We start from the raw sequence: 24,418 nt of genomic DNA, 5'->3' as shown, positions 1-24,418 counted from the left end.
TCATCATGAGAGTGGCGACTCACCTTGCAGATCCTCATGCGAGTGCCTCTGCGATGGGCCCGAGCGCGAGCGCCGGGATGAAGGTGAGGGCCGCCACCAGGACCACGGTGCCGGTCAGCAGGGTGCCGAACAGCGGTCCGGTGGTCGGCAGGGTGCCCGCCGTCTCGGGGACCTTGCGTTGGGCGGCAAGGGATCCGGCGAGGCAGAGCACGGCCACGATCGGGATGAACCGGCCGAGCGCCATGGCCACCGCGAACGAGGACTGGAACCAGTCGCTGGTCGCGGTGAGGCCGCCGAACGCGCTGCCGTTGTTGTTGCCGGTCGACGCGTAGCCGTAGAGCACTTCGGACAGTCCGTGCGCGCCGGAGTTGGTCAGCGCGCCCAGCGTGTCGGGCATCATCAGCGCCGCGCCGGTGCCCAGCAGGACGACCGTGGGCATGGCCAGCATGGAGATCGCCGCGCAGGTGACCTCACGCTTGCCGAGTTTCTTGCCCAGGTACTCCGGGGTGCGCCCGACCATCAGCCCGGCCAGGAACATCGCGATGATGGCCATCACGAGGATGCCGTAGAGCCCGGTGCCGACGCCGCCCGGCGAGATCTCGCCGAACAGCATGTTCAGCAGCGGTCCCCCGCCGCCGAGCCCGCTGAGGCTGTCGTGCGCTCCGTTGACCGCGCCGGTCGACGTTCCCGTGGTTGTGTCGGCGAAGATCGAGGTCAGGCTGAGCCCGAAACGCTGTTCCTTGCCTTCCATGTTCGCGCCCGCGGCGAGTGCCGCCGGGCCGCCCGCGTTGGCCTCGGAGAACCAGGTGACCGCGAGCATCGCGCCCCACAGCGCGCCCATCACCGAGAGCAGGACGTAACCCTGACGGGTGTTGCCGACGAGCTTGCCGAACGTGCGCGTCAACGAGACCGGGATGACCAGGATCAGGAACAACTCGACCAGGTTGGACCAGTAGTTCGGGTTCTCGAACGGGTGCGCGGAGTTGGCGTTGAGGATGCCGCCGCCGTTGGTGCCGAGCTCCTTGATGGCTTCCTGGCTCGCGGCCGGGGCCAGCGCGATGGTGCTCTGGCTGCCGTCCGGGTTGGTGACCGCGACGCCCGCCTTGAGGCTCTGGATGACGCCGAGCGCGACCAGGACGATCGCGAAGAGGAACGCCATCGGCAGCAGCACGCGGACAGTGCCGCGGGTGAGGTCCACCCAGAAGTTGCCGAGCCGGTCGGTCTTCGACCGGACGAACCCCCTGATCAGCGCGATCGCGACGGCGAGGCCAACGCCCGCGGACAGGAAGTTCTGCACGGTGAGCCCGGCCATCTGGACGAAGTGGCCCATGGTCGTCTCGGGGACGTAGGACTGCCAGTTCGTGTTGGTGACGAAGCTGACCGCGGTGTTGAACGCGACCGCCGGGGAGACCGAGCCGCGGCCCAGGTCCCACGGCAGGATCGGCTGGAGCCGCTGCAACAGGTAGAGCAGCACGATCGAGACGAACGAGAAGCCGAGCACGCCCGCGGCGTAGGTCGACCACCGCTGCTCGGAATCCGGGTTGACCCGGAAGAGCTTGTAGAGCCCCTTTTCTGCCTTGGTGTGTTTTTCGGTCGAAAAGACGCGCGCCATGTAGTCGCCGAGTGGTCTGTAAACCACGGCGAGCGCGACCAGGAGTAAGCCGACTTGAAGCCAGCCGGCTGCGGTGTCTGACATCAGAATTTCTCCGGCCTGACCAGTGCGATGAACAAGTAGACGATCAGCCCCAGCGCCAGCACGGCGCCGATGATGTTGGCGACGGTGCCCGTGCCGTTCACAGCTTCTCCAAACCGCGCAGCGTGAGCGCGAGAACCACGAAGACGCCGATCAGCAGAAGGGCGTACAGCAAGTCGGCCACAAGGCACCTCTCAGAACAGGTCACCCCATCGGTGACCAGGACGTCGCAAGACTGCGCGTGTTGCTCTGGGTAATCGACCCTGGATGACGCCCTCTTGACGCCCCGAAGGTGTGCATTTACGGGATCTTGACGCCCCGTGACTCATACCACACCGAGTAACTGACTCGGGACGGAGCGTGCAATTCGGGCAGACAGCCGATCTTCGCTGTGTTACACCTGTGTTACCAATAGTTGTACTAGCTAAGTATTGCGGGAGGCAGCGTATGTGTGGGATCACCGGCTGGGTTTCCTACGAATCCGACCTCACCAAGCAGCAGGAAGTCGTCGACGCGATGACCGCCACCATGTCGTGCCGGGGGCCCGACGACGTCGGCACGTGGGTGCGGCGCAACGTCGCGCTCGGGCATCGGCGGCTCGCGATCATCGACCTGCCCGGCGGCAGGCAGCCGATGGAGGTTTCGACTCCGAACGGCAAGGTCGCCATGGTGTACAGCGGCGAGGCGTACAACTTCACCGAACTGCGCGAAGAGCTCACGAAGCTCGGGCACCGGTGGGAGACCGACAGTGACACCGAAGTCGTGCTGCACGGCTATTTGCAGTGGGGCGACGCGCTCGTCGACCACCTCAACGGCATGTACGCCTTCGCGATCTGGGACGAGCGCGAGGACAAGCTCGTGATGATCCGCGACCGCATGGGCATCAAGCCGTTCTACTACTACCCCACCTCGGACGGCGTGCTGTTCGGCTCAAAGCCGAAGGCGATCCTGGCGAATCCCCTTGCCAAGCGGGTGGTCGACGCCGACGGCCTGCGCGAGCTGATGGGGTTCACCAAAACCCCGGGCTGGTCGCTGTGGAAGGACATGTACGAGGTCCAGCCGGGCACGATCGTCACGGTCGAGAAGAGCGGCATCCGCACCCGGACGTACTGGAAGCTCGACGCGAAGCAGCACACGGACGACCAGGAGACCACAGTCGCCAAGGTCCGCGAGCTGATGACGGACATCGTGCACCGCCAGCTGATCGCCGACGTCCCCCGCTGTGTACTGCTCTCGGGCGGGCTGGATTCCAGCGCTGTCACCGGGATCGCGGCCGCCAGGCTCGCCGAGCAGGGTGAGCGGCTGCGGACGTTCTCCGTGGATTTCGTCGGCCAGGAGAAGAACTTCAAGCCAGACGAGATGCGCGACACCGCGGATTCCCCCTATATCCGCGACGTCGCCAAGCTGGTCGGCTCGGCGCACCAGGACATCGTGCTCAACCCGGCCGAGCTCGCCGACCCGGCGATCCGCCGCGCGGTGCTCACCGCCCGCGACATCCCGGCCGGCATGGGCGACATGGACACCTCGCTGTACCTGCTGTTCAAGGCCATCCGCGGCGAGTCGACGGTCGCGCTGTCCGGTGAGTCGGCGGACGAGGTCTTCGGCGGCTACCGCTGGTTCCACGACGAAGCCGCCGTCAACGCGAAGACGTTCCCCTGGCTGGCTTTCCGCAGCAACCTCACCGGCGACCGCACCACGCTGCTGACCGACGAGCTCACCAAGAAGCTCGACGTCGAAAGCTACGTCGCCGACCAGTACGCGACCGCCGTGGCCGGGGTCGAGCACCTCGACGGTGAGAGCGAGGTCGACGCGAAGATGCGCACGATCTGCAACCTCCACCTGACGCGGTTCGTGCGGATGCTGCTGGACCGCAAGGACCGCGCGTCCATGGCCGTCGGGCTCGAGGTGCGGGTGCCGTTCTGCGACCACCGCCTGGTCGAGTACGTCTACAACACGCCGTGGTCGCTCAAGACGTTCGACGGCAGGGAGAAGAGCCTGCTGCGCCACGCCACCAAGCACGTGCTGCCGGACTCGGTGCGGGACAGGGTGAAGAGCCCGTATCCGTCCACTCAGGACCCCGGTTACGCCGCGGCGCTGCAGCAGCAGGCCAAGGAGGTGCTGGCCGAGCACGACAGCCCGGTGTTCGACCTGGTCGACCGCAAATGGGTGGAGAACGCGGTCGGCCTCGACGCCGCCACGATGTCCGGGGTGGACCGCACCGGCATCGACCGCGTGCTCGACCTCTACCACTGGATCGACATATACCACCCCGAGCTGCGGCTCGGCTGAGGTCGCTCGTGGCCGGGGCGACTCGACGAAGCGTCACCCCGGCCGCGTGCCCCACCGCGGCGTACCCCCTGCGTCGCGGCGGGAAACCCGGTCCGCCGCCGCGTTCAGCGGCGGCGGACCGTCCCGGCCATCGTCACTCCCCCGAGCACCGCGGTGACCGCGAACAGGATCCCGGCCTCGGTCCACTGGAACCGCCAGAACCGGTCGGCAGGCTGGTATTCGACGAAGTTGCGATACCCGTGGGCAGCGAAGCAGGTGTCGGTTCCCTTGCCCTGACGGCATTCCTCCGGGTAATAGTTCAGGCTGTACCGGTGTCCGTCCGGCGCGACCCGGCCGCTGTCGAGGACCAGTGCGTTGATCAGCGCCGGGTTGCTGCCGTCGAGCTCCTGGTAGACCGGCTCGGCGTAGTGAGGCCTGAGCATGAAGAGGGCGGCGTACATCGTGAAGAACACCAAGGCCGTGACAGCGATCGCCGGGATGACCTTCTTCAGCATCACGCCCACCGCAGCGCCCAGCACGAAGGCGAACAGCCACCACGCCACCGACGCGACGCCGACCACGCTGAAGAACTGCGTCTCCTTGAAAGTGCCGGAGATCCCGGGGAAGACCCGGAGCCAGGCGTCGATCATCAGGCCGAACGCCAGCCCCGAGACCGCCGCCGCGAGCGCCAGCGGACCAAGCTTCCCCAGCAGCCAGCTTGACCGGGAGACCGACTGCGTCCAGGCGAGCCTGTACGTGCCACGCTCGAACTCTCGCGAAAGCAGCGGCGCGCCCCAGAAAACGCCCAGCAGCACCGAAAGTACCGGCAGCGACGCCAGATAGGGATACGACGCGTCGTACCAGGCCTGCAGTCCTTCGTCGACCTGCCTGCACCCGATGGCGCCGAGCCGGCAAAGTGTCGAAAACTGGCCGTTCGCCGCGTCGAGTGCGCCCAGCGCGTTCAGATACAGGCCGGTGGCGAGCGCGAGCAGGAGACCGGCGGTGAGCAGCAGTTGGACCCGGTGCTGCCGCCAAGTGAGCCAAAGCAACAGAATCCTCCCTAGAGCCGGCGCCGGACGGCGACGACAGTCCCCGCGGTGAGCAGCAGCGTGCCGGTCAGCAGAATCCCGGCCTCGGTCCACTGGAACCGCCAGTAGCGGTCGGACGGCTGCATTTCGTAGGCGGCCCGCGTGCCCCCGTCGAGGGTCGCCGGGCGGAGGATCATCCCGGCCGGGACCCCGGCCGCGGTGTCCGCCGGGACGACCACGGGCTCGGCGTACCCGCCGCGGTTGGTGAAGATCCCGATCAGCACCAGTACGAACACCGCGATGGTGACCGCGATGGCGGGCAACGTCTTCCGGATCACCGCCCCCGCCGCGGTACCGAGCATGAAGCCGAACAGCCACCACGCGCCGGGCGCGACGCCGGTCATCGCGAAGAACGACATGTCGCCGAAGCGGTCGGCGGTGCGTACCGCGGGAAACGCGTTCAGCCACGCCTGGATCATCAGGCCGAACCCGAGTCCGGCGAGCGTCACCAGCAAGCCGAGCGCGCCCAGTTTCGATGCCAGCCAGCGGCCACGTGAGATCGACTGCGTCCAGGCGAGCCTGCTGGTACCGCGTTCGTATTCGGCCGCCAGCAGCGGAGCACCCCAGAAGACGCCGACCGCGATCGGCAGCACCGGCATCGAGGAGAGATAGGGGTAGAGGGACATGAACTCTTCATCGGCGCCCGCGGTCGCCGACGCGCTGGCGAGCAGCACGGCGCCGAGGACCACCAAGAAAGCCACCGTCACCACGAACTGCACGCGGTGTTGCCGGTAAGTGAGCCAGTACATGGTTCCCCCTACGCCGTGGCCAGTGTCGGGCGCGGCAGGTTCGCGGCATCCGGGCGGCGGAGGTAGGCGAGCACCAGCTCCTCCAGGTTCACCGGCCGGTCTGTCCACTGAGGACCCAGTGGGACCGGTTCGGTGCGGGCCAGCAGCGCCGCCTGCCGCGAAGAACCCACCGTCTCGATCACGTCCACGCGGCGCGCGACGGCCTCCGCCTCGTCCACGGGGCCGGACAGCACCCGATGTCCCGCGATCAGCTCGTCGATGTCGCCGCTGACCTGGACCCGGCCGCCGTTGAGCACGATCAGCCAGTCGCAGGTGTTCTCGAGGTCGCTCATGACGTGCGAGGACAGCAGCACCGTCATCCCGGTGTCCGCGACCGCGCCCATCAGCCCGCGCATGACGTCGTGCCTGGCCAGCGGGTCGAGATTGGCCAGCGGTTCGTCCAGCACCAGCAGTTCGGGGCGTTTGGCGAGCGCCACGGTCAGCGCGACCTGCGCCCGCTGGCCGCCGGAGAGCTTGCCGACCTTGCTCGTGAGCGAAAGGCCCAGCTCGTCGATCCGCCGCCGGGCGAACTCGTCGTCCCAGCCGGGATTGAGCAGCCTGCCGAACTTCAGCATCTCGGCGACGGAAAACCCACTGTACAAAGGCTTTTCCTGAGCCAGGAACGCGGTCTCCCCCTGGACGCGGACCTCGCCCTCGGTCGCGGCGAGCAAGCCGACCGCGAGATGCAGCAACGTCGTCTTGCCCGCGCCGTTGGGCCCGACCAGCGCGACGACCCGGCCACGCGGGACGGAAAGCGAGCAGTCACGCAACGCCCACTTGCGGCGATAGCGCTTACCGAGGCCCGTGGCCTCCAGCACCGATGTGTCAGTCATGCGGTTCGCTCCCCTCCACGAAAGGCATCCAGGACCACCGAGGAGAACAAGGCCTCGACGTCTTCCTGTACCAGGCCCGCTTCCCGGGCGTCGACGATCCAGCCGTTGAGGCTCTTGCGCAGCCGCGCGTGCTCGGCGAACGACGCGCCGCCAAGCGTGCGCTGGACAAAGGTGCCCAGCCCCGGCTTCCCCGCGACGAGCCCCTCCCGTTCGAGCTCGCGATACGCCTTGAGCACGGTGTTCGGGTTGATCGCGAGCTCGGCGACGACCTCCTTGGCCGTCGGCAGGCGGTCACCGGGTTCGAGCAGGCCCAGCCGCAACGCGTGCTTGACCTGCTGCACGAGCTGGACGTAGGTCGCGACCCCGGAGCCGCGGTCGAGATGGAAGACGACCACCAGCAACACCCTTTCACTAATCAACTAGTGAAAGGGTGGATCAAGGAGATCGACTTGTCAAGACGCCCACCACCGAAGGTTGACGGATTGACGAATGATTCCTTCAAGTTGACGAATCATTCGTCAATCCGCACACTGGACAGATGTCACTGTTCGCGGAGCCCACACTGAGCCCGGACGATCTCAGGGTGATCGAGGAGATCGACGCTCTCCGGCGTCAGCTGCGCCATTCACTCGGGCAGCCGCGACGGTGGAAGGGGCAGCTTCGCCGCAACCTCAAGGCACGAGCGGTCCGCGGCTCGAACAGCATCGAAGGGTACGACGTCTCCCTGGACGACGCCGTCGCGCTCATGGACGACGACGAAGCACTCGACGCCGACCATCGGACGACCTTGGAGATCGTGGGCTATCGCAACGCGATGACCTACATACAGGAGCTCGCCGGCGACCCGCACTTCTCGTTCGACGAGTCCCTCCTGCGGAGCCTGCACTTCATGATGCTCGGTCACGACCTGTCCAAGAGCCCCGGCCGGTACCGGCAGAACGCCAGCTACGTGCACGACGAGGAACAAGACACGATCGTTTACGAGGGCCCTGACCCCGACCTGGTCCGGAAGCTGATGGCCGAACTGACCCGGTCCCTGAACAAAGAGACCGGCAGCCCGGTTTTCGTCCGCGCGGCCATGGCCCACCTGAACCTGGTGATGATCCATCCGTTCCGAGACGGGAACGGCCGGATGGCCCGCGCCCTGCAGACACTCGTACTGGCGAGGGAGAAAATCGTGGCCCCCGAGTTCAGCAGTATCGAAGAGTGGCTCGGCCGCAACACCACCGCCTACTACGACGTACTGGCCGACGTCGGCAACGGCACCTGGAGTCCCGGTCGTGACACGGACACCTGGGTCAAGTTCAACCTCGTCGCTCACCACATGCAGGCGCAGACCGTACTTCGGCGAGTCGACGAAGCAGGCACGATGTACCTCCACCTCGATGCCCTCGCCGCCGGGCTGAAGCTGCCGGAGAGAGTGACTTTCGCGCTCTACCCGGCACTCGTCGGACTTACGGTCCGACGCTCGGCCTACGAGCGGGACGCGGAACTCGAGTCCGGCACCGCGGCCCGCGACCTGCGCAATCTCGTGAGCGCAGGTCTGCTGAAAGCGATCGGGGCGACCAAGGGACGCCTGTACGTGGCGACCGAGGAGCTCCGAGCCATCCGGCATGAAATAGCGCTGGGACGCGTCCGGCCGCGGAATCCCTACCGCACCGGGGACGACGAACCGGCTTCGATGCGGCGCACCGTCACGACCATGGAATAACCGGTGCCTATCGCAGGTCAAGACCCGCTTCGACGCCGTCACCGCGGACGGTCAGGTCGGCGCCCACGCCGGTGAGCAGCTTCCGCGCGGCCAAGTTGTCCTCGGTCGTCGACGCGACGAACCGCTCCGCGCCGTCGGCCTTGGCGAGTTCGAGCAGCTCGGCGGCGGCCAGCTTGCCGACGCCGCGGCCGCGCTGGGAGCGGCCGATCCAGATCCCGGCCTCGACGCCGCCCGGCACCTTCTCTAGCCGGGCCGCGCCGACAGGCCAGGCGTCGACCTCGATCACGTACGTCTTCTCGATCGCCGTCTCCTGGCGCAGGGACCGGCGGCGATGGAACTCGAGGAAGGCCTCGCGGCGTTCCGTGGTCCAGCCGGGCGGCCCGGCCACCGGCGGCATCACCTCCAGCGGATCGGCGTCGGCGACGGCCGCCTCGAGCAGGCCGAGCAGCAGGGTTTCGTCGAGTTCGATCAGGACGACTACGGGTTCGGTCACGCGGTGAGCCTTCCCGGCCGGGCACGGCCGGGTCAACTCGGCCGACGGACCGCCGTGCCGAGTTGTGCGCGACCCGCCGCGAACAGGCGCAAGGCTCGTACGTACGGGGTCCACCGCGCGGGCGTCCGGACGGTGCCGGTGACCGACAGTTCGGCGCGGTCGAGGCTGTCTTCGAGGACGGCGTCGTGCGCCGGGCGGAAGAACAACGGGAACGTGAGCAGCGCGGGGCCGGTCAGCGAGCCGGACAGTACGTGCCGGAGGTCGCACTCGTCCTCACTCCGCGGGATCACCTCGTACTCGTGGAACCCGGCCACCCCCCGGGGCGCGGTGAACCGGCAGCGAAGGAACCGCCCTGGCACGTAGGACTCGACGTAATAGCGCACCGGCCCGTGGCCGCCGCTCGCGCCGACCCCCAGCGGCCGATCGAACCGCATCGGCGGCCAGCAGTCGACCGGCCACAGGCGGTCTTCACCGGTGCCGAGTGAGTCGATCAGCCCGGCCGCCGCCTCCGCGGCCACCGTGAGCCGCCGGACGTGCACGTTGTAGACCATTTCGCACCCCTCAGTTTCTAGAGAGTAACCTCTAAAACGTATTAGAGCATACTCTCCACAACATGGGCAGGCCACCAGCGCACACGACTGACGATTTCCTCGACGCGGCGATCGCCCTGTTCGCCGCGGGCGGGGCTCGGGCGGTCACGATGGCGGCGACGGCCAAGGCCTCCGGTGCGCCGAGCGGCTCGATCTACCACCGGTTCCCGGACCGGCCCGCGCTGCTCGCGGCGGTCTGGCTGCGGACGCTGCGGGATTTCCAGGACGAGTTCATCACCGAACTGGACGAGGGCGCGTCGCTCGACGACGCGATCGCCGCGGCGACGAGCGTGGTTTCGTGGTGCCGCCGGAACCCGACGGCGGCGACGCTGCTGGACGCGGGAAAACACGCGTTCGGCCCGGCCGACTGGTCCGCCGAGGCCACCGCGGACCTGGCCCGGCTGGAGGGTGAGCTGCGGATCGCGCTCAAGAAGGCGACGACCCGGCTACCGGAGGTGACCGGCTGCACGGGCGAGGACGTCGTGCTCGCGCTGGTCGAGATCCCGCGGGCGGTGGTGCACCGCTACCTCTCGGCCGGACGAACTCCCCCGCCCCGTGCCGCGGACCTGGTGGCCCGCACAGTACGGAAACTCCTCAGCTGATCGCCCCTGAAGGCCACTGTCTCCTCCAGTGCCCGTTGCCTCGTCGGCGACGGGCCTCACAGCGTCTAACGCCGTGATAGTGGCCTTCAGGGGCAGTTGAAATACCGTGGTCAGCCGCGGACTTCGTCGACGCGGACGGGACGGCGCCCGCGGCGGGAGATCTCGCAGGCCTCGGCGATGTAGAACGCCTCCAGCGCGTCGGTGGCGCCGCAGGGACTGGCGCCGCCGTTCGCGACGAGCGAGACGAACGCCCGCAGCTCGCTGAGGTAAGCGGGCCGGAAGCGTTCCATGAACCCGGGGTAGGCGGGTCCCGGCAACGGCGGGACGCCCGGCTCGGCCGAACGCAGCGGCGCCCGGTCGTCCAGGCCGACCACGATGTTGGCCGCCGAGCCCAGCACCTCGAGCCGGACGTCGTAGCCCGCGCCGTTGTAGCGGGTCAGCGACACCGCGGCGAGCGTGCCGTCGTCCAGCGTCAGCGTCACCGCCGCCGTGTCGACGTCCCCGGCGTCCACGAAGAACCGCTCGCCGCGGTTGCCGCCCACGGCGTACACCTCGACGACCTCGCGCCCGCTCACGAACCGCACGACGTCGAAGTCGTGCACCCCGCAGTCGCGGAAAAGCCCGCCGGAGTGCGCGACATACTCCGCGGGTGGCGGCGCCGGGTCCAGCGTGGTGGCCCGCAACGTGTGCAGCCAGCCGAGCTCGCCGGAGACCACCGCGGCGCGGGCGGCGGCGTACCCCGCGTCGAACCGGCGCTGGAAACCGATCTGCACCGGGACCGCCGAACCGGTGATCCGGTCGAGCACGGCGAGTGTGCCGGGGATGTCCGCGGCGACCGGCTTCTCGCAGAACACCGGGATGCCCGCGTCGACAGCGGCGATGATCAGCTTCGGATGCGCATCGGTGGCCGCGGTGACCACCAGACCGTCCAAACCGGACTTGAAGAGCGCGTCGATGTCTTCGGCGACCTCGACCCCCAGTTTGGCGCCGGTCGCCCGCGCCCGCGCGGTGTCCACGTCGGCGACGATCACGGAGTCGACCTCGTCGAAGCTCTTGAGCGTCTCGGCGTGCGAAGTGCCGATCCGGCCGGTGCCTGCTAGTCCCAACCTCATTGTCTTACCCTCCCGTAGAAATCAGCTCAGCCATGCGTGGGGAACCCCAGGTCCACGCCCGCGGCCTGGTTCGGCCAGCGGGACGTGATCGCCTTGCCCCTGGTGTAGAAGCGCACGCCCTCCGCGCCGTGGACGTGGGTGTCGCCGAACAGCGAGTCCTTCCAGCCACCGAAGGAGTAGTAGGCCATCGGGACCGGGATCGGGACGTTGATCCCGACCATGCCCACGGTGACGCGACGCTGGTACTCGCGGGCGGCGAGGCCGTCGGCGGTGAAGATGGCGGTGCCGTTGCCGTACTGGTTGCCGTTGACGATCTCCAGCGCGGCCTCGCAGGAATCGGCGCGCACGACCACGAGGACCGGCCCGAAGATCTCGTCGGTGTAGACGGGCATCTCGCGCGTCACGTGGTCAAACAAGGTGGGCCCGACCCAGAATCCCCCCTGGTGATCCTCCGGGGAGAAGCCGCGCCCGTCAACCACCAGTTCGGCGCCCGACTCGACGCCGGAGTCTACATAGGACACAATCCGGTCGCGCGCGGCGGCGGTGACCACCGGGCCCATCTGCGACGACTCGTCCGTGCCAGGCCCGGTCTTGAGTTTCCGGGTCCGCTCGGCGATCGCCGCGACGAGCTCGTCGGCGCTGTCCCCGACGGCGACCACGACCGAGATCGCCATGCACCGCTCACCCGCGCTGCCGTAACCCGCCGACACCGCCGCGTCCACCGCGCCCGCGATGTCCGCGTCCGGCAGCACGACCATGTGGTTCTTCGCGCCGCCCAGCGCCTGGACCCGCTTGCCCGCCGCCGTGCCGGTGGCGTAGACGTGCTTGGCGATCGGGGTGGAGCCGACGAACGACGCCCCGGCGATGTCCGGGTGGTTCAGCAGCGCGTTGACCGCGTCGGCGTCGCCCTGCAGGACGTTGAGCACGCCCGGCGGCAGACCGGCCTCGGAGAACAGCTCGGCCAGGCGAACCGATGCCGACGGATCACGGTCCGAAGGCTTCAGCACGAACGTGTTCCCGCAGGCGATGGCGATCGGGAACATCCACATCGGGACCATCACGGGGAAGTTGAACGGGGTGATGCCCGCGACGACACCGAGCGGCTGGCGGATCGAGTAGGCGTCGATCCCGCGCGAGACCTGCTCGGAGTGCTCTCCCTTGAGCAGCTGCGGGATGCCGCAGGCGAACTCGACGACCTCCAGCCCGCGCTGCACCTCACCGGCGGCGTCGGAGAGCACCTTGCCGTGCTCCGCCGTGATCAGCGCGGCGAGCTCGCCGCGGTGCTCGTCGAGCAGCTCGCGGAACTTGAACAGGACGCGGGTGCGGCTGGACAGCGAGCTGTCGGCCCAGTCCTGCGAAGCCTTCACCGCGGACGCGACCGCCAGGTCCACATCGGACTGATCGGCGAGCGCGACCTGACGCGCGACCTCACCGGTGGCGGGCTGGAAGACGTCACCACGACGCCCGGAGACGCCCGGGGTGCGGGCGCCGTCGATCCAGTGCTGGACTAGTTCGGTCAAGGTACTTCTCCTAGGGAGCGGCGGTGGTCGAACGGACCACCAGCGAGGGGTGCAGCAGATGACGGACGGGCTCGGTGCGCTCTTCGCGCACCCGTTCCAGCAGTGCCTCGACGGCGAGCCTGCCCATCTCGGTCCTTGGCTGGTCCACTGTGGTCAGTGAGAGATGTCGCAGCGCGGCGAGGGAGGTGTTGTCGTAGCCGACCACGGACACGTCCTCCGGCACCCGCAGCCCGGCCTCTTCGAGCCCGGAGATCGCGCCAACGGCGTTGAAGTCGTTACCCGCCAGCAAAGCTGTCGGCAGGATCGGCGGCGAATACTGCATGAGCAGCTCCCGCACGGCCTTCTCGCCCGCGCTGTCGGTGTGTTCGCTGCCGATCACGATCGGCTCCAGCCCGTGCCCGATCATGGCCTGCCGGTAGCCGCGACGGCGGGACGCGGCAGTAGCGGCGCCACCGCCGTCGAGATGCGCTATCCGGCGGTGGCCGAGGCGTACCAGGTGGTCGACCGCGAGCGCCGAACCGGCCTCGCCGTCATCGTTGACCGTGTCGACGTCCGCCGAGCGCGAGGTGCGCGACACCAGCACGACCGGGCACTGCCCGGCCGCGTCGTCGATGGCCGCGGCGGGCACCACCGGGGACAGCAGGATCAGTCCGGCGGGCCGGAACGAGAGCAGGCTGCGCAGGGCCGCCCGCTCGCGGACCGGGCTGCGGCCACCGGTGTTGAGGATGAGGTTGAAACCGGCGGCCTGCGCGGCCGCGTCGAGACCCTCGACGACGTCCGCGAAGAAGGCGTTGCGCAGGTCGGAAACCATGACCCCGAGGACGGTGGAAGTGCGGCTGGCCAACGACCTTGCCATCACGTGCGGTTCATAACCGAGTTCTTCGGCGGCCAGGAGCACCGCGGCCCGGCGCTGGTCGGAGACCTTCGGTGAATTCCTCATCACCAGCGAGACGAGCGCGCGGGAAACCCCAGCACGGGCGGCCACGTCCTCCATGGTCGGTCGTACCATCCGTGCCTCCCCTGAACTCAACCCTTGACTTTGCTGTGATGGACGCTACAAGATTAGAGCGCTCTAATCAATAGAGCGCTCTAACACACCCGCCGCCGGACCCGGAGCAGCATCTGATGACACCGACGTCGCCGCCGTCCAAGATCCGCATCGCCGCCGCGCCCATCTCCTGGGGAGTGTGCGAAGTACCCGGCTGGGGGCGCGTCCTCGACGCCCCTGCGGTGCTGGGCGAAATGGCGGAGCTGGGCATCGGCGCCACCGAGCTGGGCCCGCCCGGATACCTCCCGCGCGACCCCGCCGAGCTGCGGACGCTACTGAGCGGCCACGGGCTGAGCCTGATCGGCGGCTTCCTCGCCGTCGTCCTGCATGAGAACCCGGACGCCGCGCTGGCCGAGGCCGAGGAGTCCGCCGCGTTGTTCGCCGCCTGCGGCGCCGAGGTACTGGTCCTCGCGGCGGCCACCGGGCTGGACGGTTACGACGAACGGCCCCCGCTGACCGACGCCGAATGGGCGACGCTCATCGACACCTCGGCGAAGGTTCGCGACATCGCGGCGAAGCACGGACTGCGCGCGGTGCTGCACCCGCACGTGGGCACGCACGCCGAGACCCAGGCCGAGGTGGAGCGCTTCCTCGCCGACTCCGACCTCCCCCTGTGCCTCGACACCGGGCACCTGCTGATCGGCGGCACCGATCCGGTCGAGCTGGCCAAGCGCTACCCGGACCGGATCGGCCATCTGCACCTGAAGGACGTGCGTGGCGCGCTCGCCGAAGACGTCCGTACTGGCAAGCTCCCGTACCAGGAAGCCGTCGGCAAGGGGTTGTACGTCCCGCTCGGTGACGGGGACGTCGACCTCGAAGCACTGGTCAGGTTCGTCCACGAGGCGGGCTACGACGGCTGGTACGTCCTCGAACAGGACACCGCGCTGAGCGAGGAAAGCCCCCCGGATCTCCCCAAGCGGGACGTGGCCAGGAGCCTGGCCCATCTCAACGGAATCGTCAGCCGGCTCCAGGCTGCTGAGTAACAGGAAGAAGCGAGGAGAGACGACGATGTCCCATCGCTGGAAACTAGGGCTTCTGGCCGCTGCGGGGGCTTTGCTCCTGTCGGCGTGCACCGGGCCCGCCGCCGAGGAAAAGGCGGCGCCGGTCGCTCCGGCACCGGTCGACGACGGGCCGCTGCGCGTCGCGGTCATCTCGCACGGTTCGCCGGGTGACGCGTTCTGGAACGTGGTCAAGAACGGTGCCGAACAGGCGGGCAAGGACCTGAACGTCCAGGTCGAGTACAACTCCGACGGCGACCCCGGTAACCAGGCCAAGCTGATCGACAACGCCGTCGCCCAGCACGTCGGCGGACTCGTCGTCTCCATGGCCAACCCGGACGCGCTCCGGCCGTCGATCGCGAAGGCGATCCAGGCGGGGATCCCGGTGATCACGATCAACTCGGGCGAGGACAAGAGCGCGGAGTTCGGCGCACTGACCCACGTCGGCCAGAACGAAGGCATCGCGGGCGAGCAGGCCGGTGCGAAATTCAAGGCGCTCGGCAAGAAGAAGATGCTCTGCGTGATCCACGAGGCCGGGAACGTCGGCCAGGCGCAGCGCTGTGACGGCGCCAAGCGCGGGTTCGGCGGCGACGTGCAGACCCTGCAGGTCGACATCTCCAACCCGACCGACGCGGAGTCGCGGATCAGGGGCGCGGTGCAGACCGACTCCTCGATCGACGCCGTCCTGACGCTGAACTCGCAGGTCGCCGCGCGTGCGGCGAGCGCGATCAAGTCGGTCGGCTCGGCCGCCCAGGTCGGCACGTTCGACCTCAACCCCGACGTCGTGGCGGCCATCAAGTCCGGCGAGGTGCTGTTCGCGGTCGACCAGCAGCAGTACGAGCAGGGCTACCTGCCGGTGATGTTCCTCAAGCTGTACCGGGACAACGCGAACGTCGTCGGCGGCGGGAAGCCGGTCCTCACCGGACCCGACCTTGTCGACAAATCCACTGTGGACAAGGTCGGCCAGTACGTGCAAAGGGGCACCCGATGACGACGACCCTCGACGAACGCGTCTCCAAACCCCGCATGGTGGACAGGCTGATCATCCGCCCGGAGATCGGCGCGCTGCTCGGCGCGGTGGTGGTGTTCCTGTTCTTCACCCTCGTCACCGACAAGTTCTTCAGCGGCAGCGGCGTCGCGACCTGGCTCGACGACGCGTCGACGCTGGGCATCATGGCCGTCGCCGTCTCGATGCTCATGGTCGGCGGTGAATTCGACCTCTCGGCGGGCGTCATGACGGCGTCGACCGCGCTGGTGACGTCCATCCTCGCGACCGAGGCGGGCATGAACGTCTGGCTCGCGCTGCTGATCTCGCTGGTCTTCGCGCTGGCCGTCGGCGCGTTCAACGGCTGGCTGGTGATGAAGACCGGCTTGCCCAGCTTCATCGTCACGCTCGGCACTTTCCTTGCGCTACAAGGGCTCAACCTCGGTGTCACGCGGCTGATCACCGGCACCGTGCAGGTTTCCGGCATGCGCTCGACCGACGGCTACGCCTCCGCCGGGTTCGTCTTCGCGTCCACTGTGGACATCGGCGGCACGCAGTTCCAGATCTCGATCCTGTGGTGGATCGGCTTCGCGGCCGTCGCGGCCTGGCTGCTGGTCCGGACCCGGTTCGGCAACTGGATCTTCGCGGTCGGCGGCTCGGCGCAGAGTTCGCGCGCGGTCGGCGTGCCGGTGGTGCGCACGAAGATCGCGCTGTTCATGACCACCGCGCTCGCCGCGTGGCTGGTCGGCTCGATCAACATCCTGCGGTTCGCCAGCGTGCAGGCCAACCAGGGCATCGGGCTGGAGTTCCAGTACATCATCGCGGCGGTCATCGGCGGCTGTCTGCTCACCGGCGGGTTCGGTTCGGCCATCGGCGCGGCGATCGGCGCGCTGATCTTCGGCATGGCCCGTCAGGGCATCATCTTCGCCCGCTGGGACAGCGATTGGTTCATGCTGTTCCTCGGCATCATGCTGCTGGCGGCGGTCCTGGTCAACAACGCCTTCCGGCGGCGCGCGGAAAGGGTACGACGATGAGCGCACTCCTCGAAGTCAAGGACATCGGCAAGACGTACGGCAGTGTCATCGCGCTGCGCGATGTGACCACTGTGGTCAACGCCGGTGAGGTCACCTGTGTGCTCGGCGACAACGGCGCCGGGAAGTCCACGCTGATCAAGATCCTCGCCGGGGTGCACCAGCACGACCGCGGCGAGTTCCTGGTCGAAGGCACACCGGTGACCTTCGCGTCCCCGCGTGAGGCCCTGGACCGGGGAATCGCGACGGTCTACCAAGACCTCGCGGTGGTCCCGCTGATGAGCGTCTGGCGGAACTTCTTCCTCGGCTCCGAGCCGACCGTCGGCTTTGGGCCGTTCCGCGCGCTGGACCGCAAGAAGGGCCGCGAGCTGACCAAGAAGGCGTTGTCCGACATGGGCATCGACCTGCGGGACGTCGAGCAGCCGGTCGGCACACTCTCCGGCGGCGAGCGCCAGTGTGTGGCCATCGCACGGGCAGTCCACTTCGGAGCGAAGGTGCTGATCCTCGACGAACCGACCGCCGCCCTCGGCGTGAAGCAGGCCGGGGTGGTGCTCAAGTACGTGGCGCAGGCTCGCGATCGTGGGCTCGGCGTCGTGCTGATCACGCACAACCCGCATCACGCCTACCCCGTGGCGGACCGGTTCCTGCTGCTCAAGCGGGGTGCGCCACTGGGTTCGTACGAGAAGTCCGAGATCGACATCAACGAGCTCACCCGGCAGATGGCCGGTGGCGCCGAACTGGAAGCCCTGGAGCACGAATTGCGGGCCGTGGAGTCATGAGTCTGGAAGCACTGACGATCGGCCGGGTCGGCGTCGACCTCTATCCCGAACAGAGCGGGGTACCGCTGGCCGACGTCCGCACGTTCGCCAAGTCGCTCGGCGGGACCGCGACCAACGTCGCGGTCGCCGCCGCGCGGCTCGGCCGGTCGACGGCGGTGCTGACCAAGGTCGGCCCGGACGGCTTCGGCGACTACGTACGCCAAGCGCTGACGGGCTTCGGGGTGTCGCCCGAGCACGTCGGGACCTCCCAGGATCTCCAGACGCCAGTGGTGTTCTGCGAGCTGAACCCGCCCGCGGACCCGCCACTGCTGTTCTACCGCTCCCCCATCGCGCCGGACCTCACGATCTCCGAGGCCGACGTGCCCTGGGACGTCATCGAGTCGGTGCCGCTGCTGTGGGTCACCGGCACGGGCGTGTCCACCGAGCCCGCGCGTGGCACCCAGCGCAAGATCCTGGAGCGGCGCGGGCGGCGTGAGCACACCGTGCTGGACCTGGACTATCGGCCGATGTTCTGGCCGGACGTCGAGACCGCGCGGGCCGAGATCGGCTGGATGCTGGACCACGTCGGCGTCGCGGTCGGCAACCGGGCGGAGGCCGAAGTCGCGGTCGGGACCGCCGACCCCGACGAGGCCGCCACGCGGATGCTGGAGCGCGGGGTCCGGCTCGCGGTCATCAAGAAGGGCGCGGACGGCGTGCTCGTCGCGACCCCGGAAGGCCGCTGGACCGTGCGACCGCAACGGGTCGAGGTCGTCTGCGGGCTCGGTGCCGGTGACGGTTTCGGCGGCGCCCTGATCCACGGGCTGCTGTCCGGCTGGGACCCCGTCCGGATCGCCACCTACGCCAACGCCGCCGGCGCGCTCGTCGCGTCGCGGCTGGCCTGCGCGGACGCCATGCCGACGGCCGCGGAAATCGAGGAGCTGCTGTGACCCTGACCGACGAACGCTGGCACGCGCTGCTGGAGACCAGGGCGGCCGACCCCGGCGCGGTGGCGCGCGCCTACGCCGAGCGGCGCAAACGGCCAAGTCTGTTGTCTGGTAAGGGAACCCTGTTCCTGGTCGCCGCCGATCACCCGGCACGAGGGGCGCTGAGCGTCGGTGGCGACCCGATGGCGATGGCCGACCGGCGCTCACTCATCGAGCGGTTGCTGATCGCGCTGGAAAACCCGGCGGTGGACGGCCTGCTCGGCACGCCCGACGTCGTCGAGGAACTCCTGCTGCTCGGCGCGCTGCACGACAAGATCGTCATCGGCTCGATGAACCGGGGCGGGCTGGCCGGAGCCGACTGGGAAATCGACGACCGGTTCACCGGCTACGACGCGAAGTCGGTGGCGGAGTCCGGTTTGGACGGTGGCAAGATGCTGCTGCGGCTGGTCGACTCGGATCCCGGCACGGTGCCGACGCTGCAGGCGTGCGCGCAGGCGGTGTCGGAGCTGGCCGCCCGTGGCCTGATGGCGATGGTCGAGCCGCTGCCCTACGTCCGTGACGCTTCAGGGAAACTGTTGCTACAGAAGGACGCCGTGTCGCTGACTCGCGCGGTGACGGTGGCCTCCGGGATCGGGGTGACCTCGGCGTACACCTGGCTGAAGCTGCCCGCGGCGGACGACCCGGCGGTGCTCAACGCGACAACGCTGCCGGTGGTCGTGCTCGGCGGCGTCCCGTCGGCCGACCCGGTCGCCGACCTGGCGTCCTGGGGCCGCACGCTGCGCCACGAGACGGTCCGAGGGCTCGTCGTGGGCCGGACCCTGCTGTACCCGCCGGACGGTGACGTCGGTGCCGCCGTCGAGGCGGCCGCGAAGGTATTGGAGGCCGCCAAGTGAGCAAGCTGCACCGTCCACTCGGGACTCTGACCGAGGGCGAAGACCCCGTCCAGCTGACGCCGGAGGCAGCGGGCTGGGCCTACACCGGCCTGCGGGTGCTCCGGCTCGCCGCCAGGACCTCCCGGGTGGTGCACACCGGCGAGTTCGAGGCGTTCGTACTGCCACTGGCGGGTTCCTGCACCGTCCGCGTCGACGGGCTGGTGTTCGAACTCGCGGGGCGCGAGTCGGTGTTCAGCCGGGTCACGGACTTCGCCTACGTCCCCCGCGACGCCGAAGTCGAGCTGTCCACTGTGGAGGGTATCGAGGTCGCGCTGCCGATGGCACGCTGCACCCGGCGTCTCGACGCACGGTACGGCCCGGCGGAGAACGTGCCGGTCGAGGTGCGCGGGGCGGGCCAGGCGACCCGTCAGGTGACCAACTTCGGGACACCCGGGGTGTGGGACCACGCGGACAAGCTCAACGCGTGCGAGCTGATCACGCCCGGCGGCAACTGGTCCTCCTATCCGCCGCACAAGCATGACATGGCGTCGGAGTGCGAGGTCGTCAACGAGGAGATCTACTACTTCCGCATCGCCGGACGCGACGAGGTCACGCCCTCACGCGAAGGCTTTGGTCTACATCGGACGTACACGGCGGACGGTGGGCTGGACGAGGACGTCGCGGTGCGCGACGGTGATGTTTTCCTGGTCCCAAGGGGATATCACGGGCCGTGCGTGGCGGCGCCCGGGTATCCGATGTACTACCTCAACGTACTGGCCGGGCCCGCCGAGGACCGGTCGATGGCGTTCTGCGACGACCCGGCGCACAGCTGGATCCGCGAGACCTGGAACGACCAGCCGACCGACCCGCGCTGCCCGGTGACGAGCCACAAAGGACGAATCTCATGAAGCTGACCACCGCACAGGCCCTCGTGCGCTGGCTGCTGGCGCAGCGCTCGGAGACCCTCGACGGCCGTGAGGTCCCGCTGTTCCCCGGGGTGTTCGCGATCTTCGGGCACGGCAACGTCCTCGGCCTCGGCACCGCGCTGGAGGAGCACCGCGACGAGATCCCCGTCTGGCGCGGGCACACCGAGCAGGGCATGGCGCTCGCCGCCGTCGGCTACGCGAAGGCGACGCACCGGCGGCAGGTCGGCGTCGTGACGTCGTCGATCGGGCCGGGCGCGCTGAACATGGTCACCGCGGCCGGGGTCGCGCACGCGAACCGGCTGCCGGTGCTGCTCCTGCCGGGCGACACGTTCGTCAGCCGCGCGCCGGACCCGGTGCTCCAGCAGGTCGAGCACTTCCACGACCCGACGGCGACGGTCAACGACGCGTTCCGTGCAGTAAGCCGTTATTTCGACCGGATCACCCGTCCGGAGCAGCTGATCGCCACCCTGCCACAGGTCGCGCGCGTGCTCACCGACCCCGCCGACGCCGGGCCGGTGACGCTGGCACTGCCCCAGGATGTCCAGGCGGAGACGTACGACTTCCCCGAGTCGCTGTTCGCGCCGGTCACCCACCGGCTGCTGCGATCCCGCCCCGACCGGCGGGCGCTGACCGAAGCCGCCGGGACGCTGCGCACGGCTCGCAGGCCGCTGCTCGTGCTCGGCGGCGGCGTCCGGTACTCGGGCGCGGGACAGCGGGCGCTGGACTTCGCCGAGCGGCACGGGATTCCGGTCACCGAGACCACCGCGGGCCGCACGCTGGTGCCGCACGATCACCCGCTGCACGCCGGGCCGCTCGGCGTGACCGGGTCACTCTCGGCGAACGTCCTGGCGGGCGAGGCGGACGTCGTGCTCGCCGTCGGGACGCGGCTGCAGGACTTCACCACGGCGTCGTGGACAGTGTTCTCTCCCGACGTCCGCTTGGTGACGCTGAACGCGGCGCGGTTCGACGCGGTCAAGCACGGCGCGCTGGCCGTCGTCGGCGACGCGGACGCGGGCCTCGCGGAGCTGGCGGCACAGCTGGAAAGCTGGACCGTCGACCCTTCCTGGACGTCCCGAGCCTCTGCCGAACGCGCGCGGTGGGACACCCACATCGACACCTTGCGCGCGCCCACCGACGGCGTGCCGACGTACGCGCAGGTCGTAGGCGTGGTGAACGACCTGTCCGAACCGCGCGACTACGTGCTGACGGCGTCCGGCGGGTTGCCTGGCGAGCTCATCGGCGGCTGGCGCGGGTCCGGCGCGGTGAGCATGGACGTCGAGTACGGCTTCTCGTGCATGGGTTACGAGGTCGCGGGCGCCTGGGGCGCGGCGATGGCGCACACCGACGGCCTGGTGACGACGATGCTCGGCGACGGCTCGTACCTGATGCTGAACTCCGAGCTGTTCTCAGCAGCCTTCGCAGGCCACCCGCTCGTGGCCGTCGTGTGCGACAACGACGGCTACGCGGTCATCGCCCGCCTCCAAACGGGACAGGGCGGCCAGGCGTTCAACAACCTCTACGCCGACTGCCGCAGCAACCACGCTTCACCTCCGCGCGTCGACTTCGCCCGTCACGCGGAGTCCCTCGGCTGCGCAGTCTTCACCGCTACGTCGCTCTCCGACGTCCAGATCGCGTACGCGAAAGCGCGCGAAGCCGCGGTGGCCGAGCGCCGCCCAGCCGTCGTAGTGGTCCGCACCCAGCCGGACTCCTGGACGGAGGCAGGCGCCTGGTGGCAGGTCGGCGTCCCCGCCCACCTCTCCGGCGCGGCCGAGCCCCACCCCACCCAGCTCCGCCACCTCACCTAACCGCAGAACTCAGGCCCCCGAACGTGGGACTCGCCGACACGCGGCGAGTCCCACACCGGCGGGCCCGAGTTCTACATCGGCGGGCCCGAGTTCGACAGTGCGGGGGAGGCGGCGTGCGGGATGAGCAGGGCTGGGGTGCCTGCGCCGTCGGCGGGGACGGACCAGACGTCGGAGCCGGAGTCCGCGCGCGGCAGTGAGTACAGGATCGTCGAGTCGTCGCGCCAGAGGGCCTGGTCGTCGACTGAGTGTGTCTCGGCCAGCGGGGTTTCCTTCAGGGAAGCCAACTCCAGGACGAACAGTCGCCAGGGTGCGGCCGGATCGTCCGAGACGCGCTTCTTGAACGCCACCCGCTTGCCGTCGGGTGACAGCGACGGGCACTCGACGTTCTCGCGCAGCACCCGGCCGCGGTAGTTCGCGTAGTCGCCCTCGACCAGGAACGTCTTGCCCTTGCTGCCGAGCGTCGCGTAGAACCGGTTCCCGTCGGGGGCGAACGTGACGCCCCAGTAGTTGACGTCCGAAGCGAAGTACCGCTGCCCGTCGCGGAACACCGGCAGCTCTTCGATCGTCTTGACCAGCTTCCCGGTCTCGACCTCCAGAATCCCGGCCCGCGTCGAAAAGCCTGTCTCCGCATAGGAATCACCCGTGACGAACAGGGACCAGTAGGCCAGCTTGCCGTCGGGCGACACCCGCGCCCGGCTGGGCGTCCCCGGGATTTCCAGCCGCCTGCGGACAGTCAGGTCCCGGCCGAGGACGAGCACGTCGGTCACCGGAGGCAGCACGTCCGGACGCGCGGTGAGGCACAGACCGGTCCCGGCCGACACCGCGAACCGGTCGCAGGTCAGGCCGGTCGCCTCCCGGATGGCGTCCGGCCGGGCGGACGGGACCGACGACAGCCTCCCGAAGTCCGGGCCCGCCGCGGTGTTGCGGAACAGCAGCCGCTCCGGTCCCCGCAGGGAAAGCTGCCGCCCGGACACCACCGGCACCGTGTTGGCCTCGACACCGCCCGGCCCGCGATCACGCGCGTGGACGACGTAGGCGACGGAAGCCCCGGCCAGCACGACGACGGCGGCCAGCACCAGCATGGCGCGCTTCACGCGCGGCCTCCCAGCGGCCGGACGATGGCGGCGGCCACGACGACCAGCACCAGCGCACCGGCCGTGACGGCCACGGCCGAGCGCACGTCCCACCAGGTCCAGGCGGCGCCGAACACCACCGAGGAGAGCATCCGGGTCAGCGCCTGGCCGGTCTGCACGAGCGCCATCCCGGTGGCCCGCAGCTCAGGCGGCAGCAACGGCCCGGCCGCGGCCATCAGCACCCCGTCCGTGGCGGCGTAGAACAGCCCGTGCAACGCCAGTGCGCACAGAGCGAGCGCGAAACCGTCGAAAGGTCCACAAAGGATGGTCAGGGCGAGCACCAGCGCGAGGTGGCCGCCGAGGAACACCTTCCACCGGCCGACCCGGTCGGCCAGCCTGCCCAGCGGCACCGCCAGCAGCAGGTACACCCCGGCTGTGCCGAGCGGCAGCAGCGGGAAGTACACCGCCGCGATGTCCCAGCGTCGCTGCAACACCAGGTAGACGAACGAATCGCTGATGGTGACCAGCCCGAGCAGCGCGGCCCACGCACACACCCGGCGGAACGGCGCGAGCCGCAGCAGCCCGAGCGCCGCCTTCGCCTTGCTTTCCAGGACGGTGCGTTCCAGCACAGGCTGGTCACGCACCAGCAAACCCAGCAGCAGCACGCCGACCGCGGCGATGCAGAAGCTGGTGAAGAACACGGAGTCGTAGCTGCCGAGGCTGAGCCAGAGCACCGCCATCGCGGCCAGCGGGCCGAGGAACGCGCCCACGGTGTCCATCGCGCGATGCACGCCGAACGCGCGGCCGAGCATGTCCGGCTCGGAGCTCAGCGAGATCAGCGCGTCCCGCGGCGCGGTGCGCAGGCCCTTCCCGGTGCGGTCGGCCGCGAGCACCGCCCCGATCGCGGCGACGGACGAACCCGCCAGCAGCAGCCCGATTTTGCATACTGCGGACAATCCGTAGCCGAACCCGGCGACCGCCTTGAGTCGCTGCCACCGATCGGCCAGCTGCCCGCCGAGCAGCCGGACCACGGCGGTGACCCCCGCGTAGAGCCCGTCGAGCAGACCGAACTGCAGCGGGCTCAGGCCGAGGCCGAGCACCAGGTAGAGCGGGAGCACCGCGGTGACCATCTCCGAGGAGACGTCGGTGACCAGGCTGACCGCGCCGAGCGCCAGCACGTTGCCGGACACCCGGCGCGCCAGCCCTGCGCGGTCGCCCACCGGGGTGGCACGGGCGGTTGCGATGTACATACGTGACGCCTCCCGGGGGCCACGGGCCGG

Annotated in this window: 24 protein-coding genes; 11 read left to right on the top strand and 13 right to left on the bottom strand. The window is 69.3% G+C overall.

Annotated elements, in window-relative coordinates; all coding sequences use genetic code 11:
• Window positions 1–34: 34 nt before the first annotated feature.
• Complete coding sequence (gene kdpA, locus QMK34_RS13620) at window positions 35–1,696, bottom strand: potassium-transporting ATPase subunit KdpA (protein WP_326414253.1); 1,662 nt, start codon at window positions 1,694–1,696, stop codon at window positions 35–37.
• Window positions 1,696–1,797, bottom strand: a complete 102-nt coding sequence (gene kdpF, locus QMK34_RS13615) for a K(+)-transporting ATPase subunit F (RefSeq protein WP_326414252.1) — start codon at window positions 1,795–1,797, stop codon at window positions 1,696–1,698. The genes kdpA and kdpF overlap by 1 nt, the downstream gene beginning before the upstream one ends.
• 343 nt (window positions 1,798–2,140) lie before the next feature.
• Between kdpF and asnB the strand changes: the two genes are divergently transcribed.
• Window positions 2,141–3,982: an asparagine synthase (glutamine-hydrolyzing) gene (gene asnB, locus QMK34_RS13610; RefSeq protein WP_326414251.1), complete on the top strand. Its 1,842-nt coding sequence runs from the start codon at window positions 2,141–2,143 to the stop codon at window positions 3,980–3,982.
• Window positions 3,983–4,086: 104 nt separating this feature from the next.
• Here the strand turns inward: asnB and QMK34_RS13605 are convergent, their stop codons facing one another.
• Genes QMK34_RS13605 through QMK34_RS13590 form a run of 4 tightly spaced genes read right to left on the bottom strand, consistent with a single transcriptional unit; the run spans window position 4,087 to window position 7,065 of the window.
• Window positions 4,087–5,010 (bottom strand): ABC transporter permease, encoded by a 924-nt coding sequence (locus QMK34_RS13605; protein WP_326414250.1) that lies wholly within the window; start codon window positions 5,008–5,010, stop codon window positions 4,087–4,089.
• An 11-nt stretch (window positions 5,011–5,021) separates the two neighbouring features.
• A complete protein-coding gene (locus QMK34_RS13600; protein ID WP_326414248.1) occupies window positions 5,022–5,798 on the bottom strand; it encodes an ABC transporter permease in 777 nt (258 codons plus the stop codon).
• Window positions 5,799–5,806: 8 nt separating this feature from the next.
• A complete protein-coding gene (locus QMK34_RS13595) occupies window positions 5,807–6,670 on the bottom strand; it encodes an ABC transporter ATP-binding protein (RefSeq protein WP_326414246.1) in 864 nt (287 codons plus the stop codon).
• Entirely contained in the window at window positions 6,667–7,065 is a 399-nt protein-coding gene (locus QMK34_RS13590; protein ID WP_326414245.1) for a GntR family transcriptional regulator, read from the bottom strand. The genes QMK34_RS13595 and QMK34_RS13590 overlap by 4 nt, the downstream gene beginning before the upstream one ends.
• Before the next feature lie 143 nt (window positions 7,066–7,208).
• Here QMK34_RS13590 and QMK34_RS13585 point away from each other — a divergent pair, with 143 nt between their 5' ends.
• Window positions 7,209–8,381 (top strand): Fic family protein, encoded by a 1,173-nt coding sequence (locus tag QMK34_RS13585; protein WP_326414244.1) that lies wholly within the window; start codon window positions 7,209–7,211, stop codon window positions 8,379–8,381.
• A gap of 7 nt (window positions 8,382–8,388) precedes the next feature.
• Here the strand turns inward: QMK34_RS13585 and QMK34_RS13580 are convergent, their stop codons facing one another.
• Both QMK34_RS13580 and QMK34_RS13575 read right to left on the bottom strand, forming a co-directional pair.
• Window positions 8,389–8,874 carry a GNAT family N-acetyltransferase gene (locus QMK34_RS13580; protein ID WP_326414243.1) on the bottom strand — a complete coding sequence of 162 codons (486 nt, stop codon included), beginning with the start codon at window positions 8,872–8,874 and terminating at the stop codon, window positions 8,389–8,391.
• A 32-nt stretch (window positions 8,875–8,906) separates the two neighbouring features.
• Window positions 8,907–9,425: an SRPBCC family protein gene (locus tag QMK34_RS13575; protein ID WP_326414242.1), complete on the bottom strand. Its 519-nt coding sequence runs from the start codon at window positions 9,423–9,425 to the stop codon at window positions 8,907–8,909.
• A 62-nt stretch (window positions 9,426–9,487) separates the two neighbouring features.
• Here QMK34_RS13575 and QMK34_RS13570 point away from each other — a divergent pair, with 62 nt between their 5' ends.
• Complete coding sequence (locus QMK34_RS13570; RefSeq protein ID WP_326414241.1) at window positions 9,488–10,066, top strand: TetR/AcrR family transcriptional regulator; 579 nt, start codon at window positions 9,488–9,490, stop codon at window positions 10,064–10,066.
• A 110-nt stretch (window positions 10,067–10,176) separates the two neighbouring features.
• Here the strand turns inward: QMK34_RS13570 and QMK34_RS13565 are convergent, their stop codons facing one another.
• Genes QMK34_RS13565 through QMK34_RS13555 form a run of 3 tightly spaced genes read right to left on the bottom strand, consistent with a single transcriptional unit; the run spans window position 10,177 to window position 13,707 of the window.
• Window positions 10,177–11,178 carry a Gfo/Idh/MocA family protein gene (locus tag QMK34_RS13565; RefSeq protein WP_326414240.1) on the bottom strand — a complete coding sequence of 334 codons (1,002 nt, stop codon included), beginning with the start codon at window positions 11,176–11,178 and terminating at the stop codon, window positions 10,177–10,179.
• 26 nt (window positions 11,179–11,204) lie between these two features.
• Window positions 11,205–12,698 carry a CoA-acylating methylmalonate-semialdehyde dehydrogenase gene (locus QMK34_RS13560; protein WP_326414238.1) on the bottom strand — a complete coding sequence of 498 codons (1,494 nt, stop codon included), beginning with the start codon at window positions 12,696–12,698 and terminating at the stop codon, window positions 11,205–11,207.
• 10 nt (window positions 12,699–12,708) lie between these two features.
• Complete coding sequence (locus QMK34_RS13555; RefSeq protein ID WP_326414237.1) at window positions 12,709–13,707, bottom strand: LacI family DNA-binding transcriptional regulator; 999 nt, start codon at window positions 13,705–13,707, stop codon at window positions 12,709–12,711.
• A 116-nt stretch (window positions 13,708–13,823) separates the two neighbouring features.
• On the opposite strand from QMK34_RS13555, the gene QMK34_RS13550 reads away from it, so the two are divergent.
• The 8 genes from QMK34_RS13550 to iolD are packed head-to-tail and all read left to right on the top strand — an operon-like array spanning window position 13,824 to window position 22,065.
• Entirely contained in the window at window positions 13,824–14,729 is a 906-nt protein-coding gene (locus QMK34_RS13550) for a sugar phosphate isomerase/epimerase family protein (protein WP_326414236.1), read from the top strand.
• Between the two features lie 25 nt (window positions 14,730–14,754).
• A complete protein-coding gene (locus tag QMK34_RS13545; RefSeq protein WP_326414235.1) occupies window positions 14,755–15,735 on the top strand; it encodes a sugar ABC transporter substrate-binding protein in 981 nt (326 codons plus the stop codon).
• Window positions 15,732–16,763, top strand: coding sequence for an ABC transporter permease (locus tag QMK34_RS13540; RefSeq protein WP_326414234.1), 1,032 nt, complete (start codon window positions 15,732–15,734; stop codon window positions 16,761–16,763). The genes QMK34_RS13545 and QMK34_RS13540 overlap by 4 nt, the downstream gene beginning before the upstream one ends.
• The gene (locus QMK34_RS13535) at window positions 16,760–17,539 is read left to right on the top strand and encodes an ATP-binding cassette domain-containing protein (protein WP_326414233.1); all 780 of its coding nucleotides are present in this window, start codon (window positions 16,760–16,762) and stop codon (window positions 17,537–17,539) included. Before QMK34_RS13540 ends, QMK34_RS13535 begins: the two co-directional genes overlap by 4 nt.
• Window positions 17,536–18,465 (top strand): 5-dehydro-2-deoxygluconokinase, encoded by a 930-nt coding sequence (gene iolC, locus QMK34_RS13530; protein ID WP_326414232.1) that lies wholly within the window; start codon window positions 17,536–17,538, stop codon window positions 18,463–18,465. The genes QMK34_RS13535 and iolC overlap by 4 nt, the downstream gene beginning before the upstream one ends.
• Entirely contained in the window at window positions 18,462–19,355 is an 894-nt protein-coding gene (locus tag QMK34_RS13525; RefSeq protein ID WP_326414231.1) for a Cgl0159 family (beta/alpha)8-fold protein, read from the top strand. The genes iolC and QMK34_RS13525 overlap by 4 nt, the downstream gene beginning before the upstream one ends.
• Window positions 19,352–20,242: a 5-deoxy-glucuronate isomerase gene (gene iolB / locus QMK34_RS13520; RefSeq protein ID WP_326414230.1), complete on the top strand. Its 891-nt coding sequence runs from the start codon at window positions 19,352–19,354 to the stop codon at window positions 20,240–20,242. Before QMK34_RS13525 ends, iolB begins: the two co-directional genes overlap by 4 nt.
• Complete coding sequence (iolD, locus tag QMK34_RS13515) at window positions 20,239–22,065, top strand: 3D-(3,5/4)-trihydroxycyclohexane-1,2-dione acylhydrolase (decyclizing) (RefSeq protein WP_326414229.1); 1,827 nt, start codon at window positions 20,239–20,241, stop codon at window positions 22,063–22,065. The genes iolB and iolD overlap by 4 nt, the downstream gene beginning before the upstream one ends.
• A 71-nt stretch (window positions 22,066–22,136) precedes the next feature.
• Here the strand turns inward: iolD and QMK34_RS13510 are convergent, their stop codons facing one another.
• Both QMK34_RS13510 and QMK34_RS13505 read right to left on the bottom strand, forming a co-directional pair.
• Complete coding sequence (locus QMK34_RS13510; protein WP_326414228.1) at window positions 22,137–23,159, bottom strand: hypothetical protein; 1,023 nt, start codon at window positions 23,157–23,159, stop codon at window positions 22,137–22,139.
• Window positions 23,156–24,388, bottom strand: a complete 1,233-nt coding sequence (locus QMK34_RS13505) for an MFS transporter (protein WP_326414227.1) — start codon at window positions 24,386–24,388, stop codon at window positions 23,156–23,158. Before QMK34_RS13505 ends, QMK34_RS13510 begins: the two co-directional genes overlap by 4 nt.
• Window positions 24,389–24,418: the final 30 nt, after the last annotated feature.

Source organism: Amycolatopsis sp. H20-H5 (genome assembly GCF_035828755.1).
GTDB lineage: Bacteria > Actinomycetota > Actinomycetes > Mycobacteriales > Pseudonocardiaceae > Amycolatopsis.
This window is presented reverse-complemented; position numbering and strand designations above follow the sequence as displayed.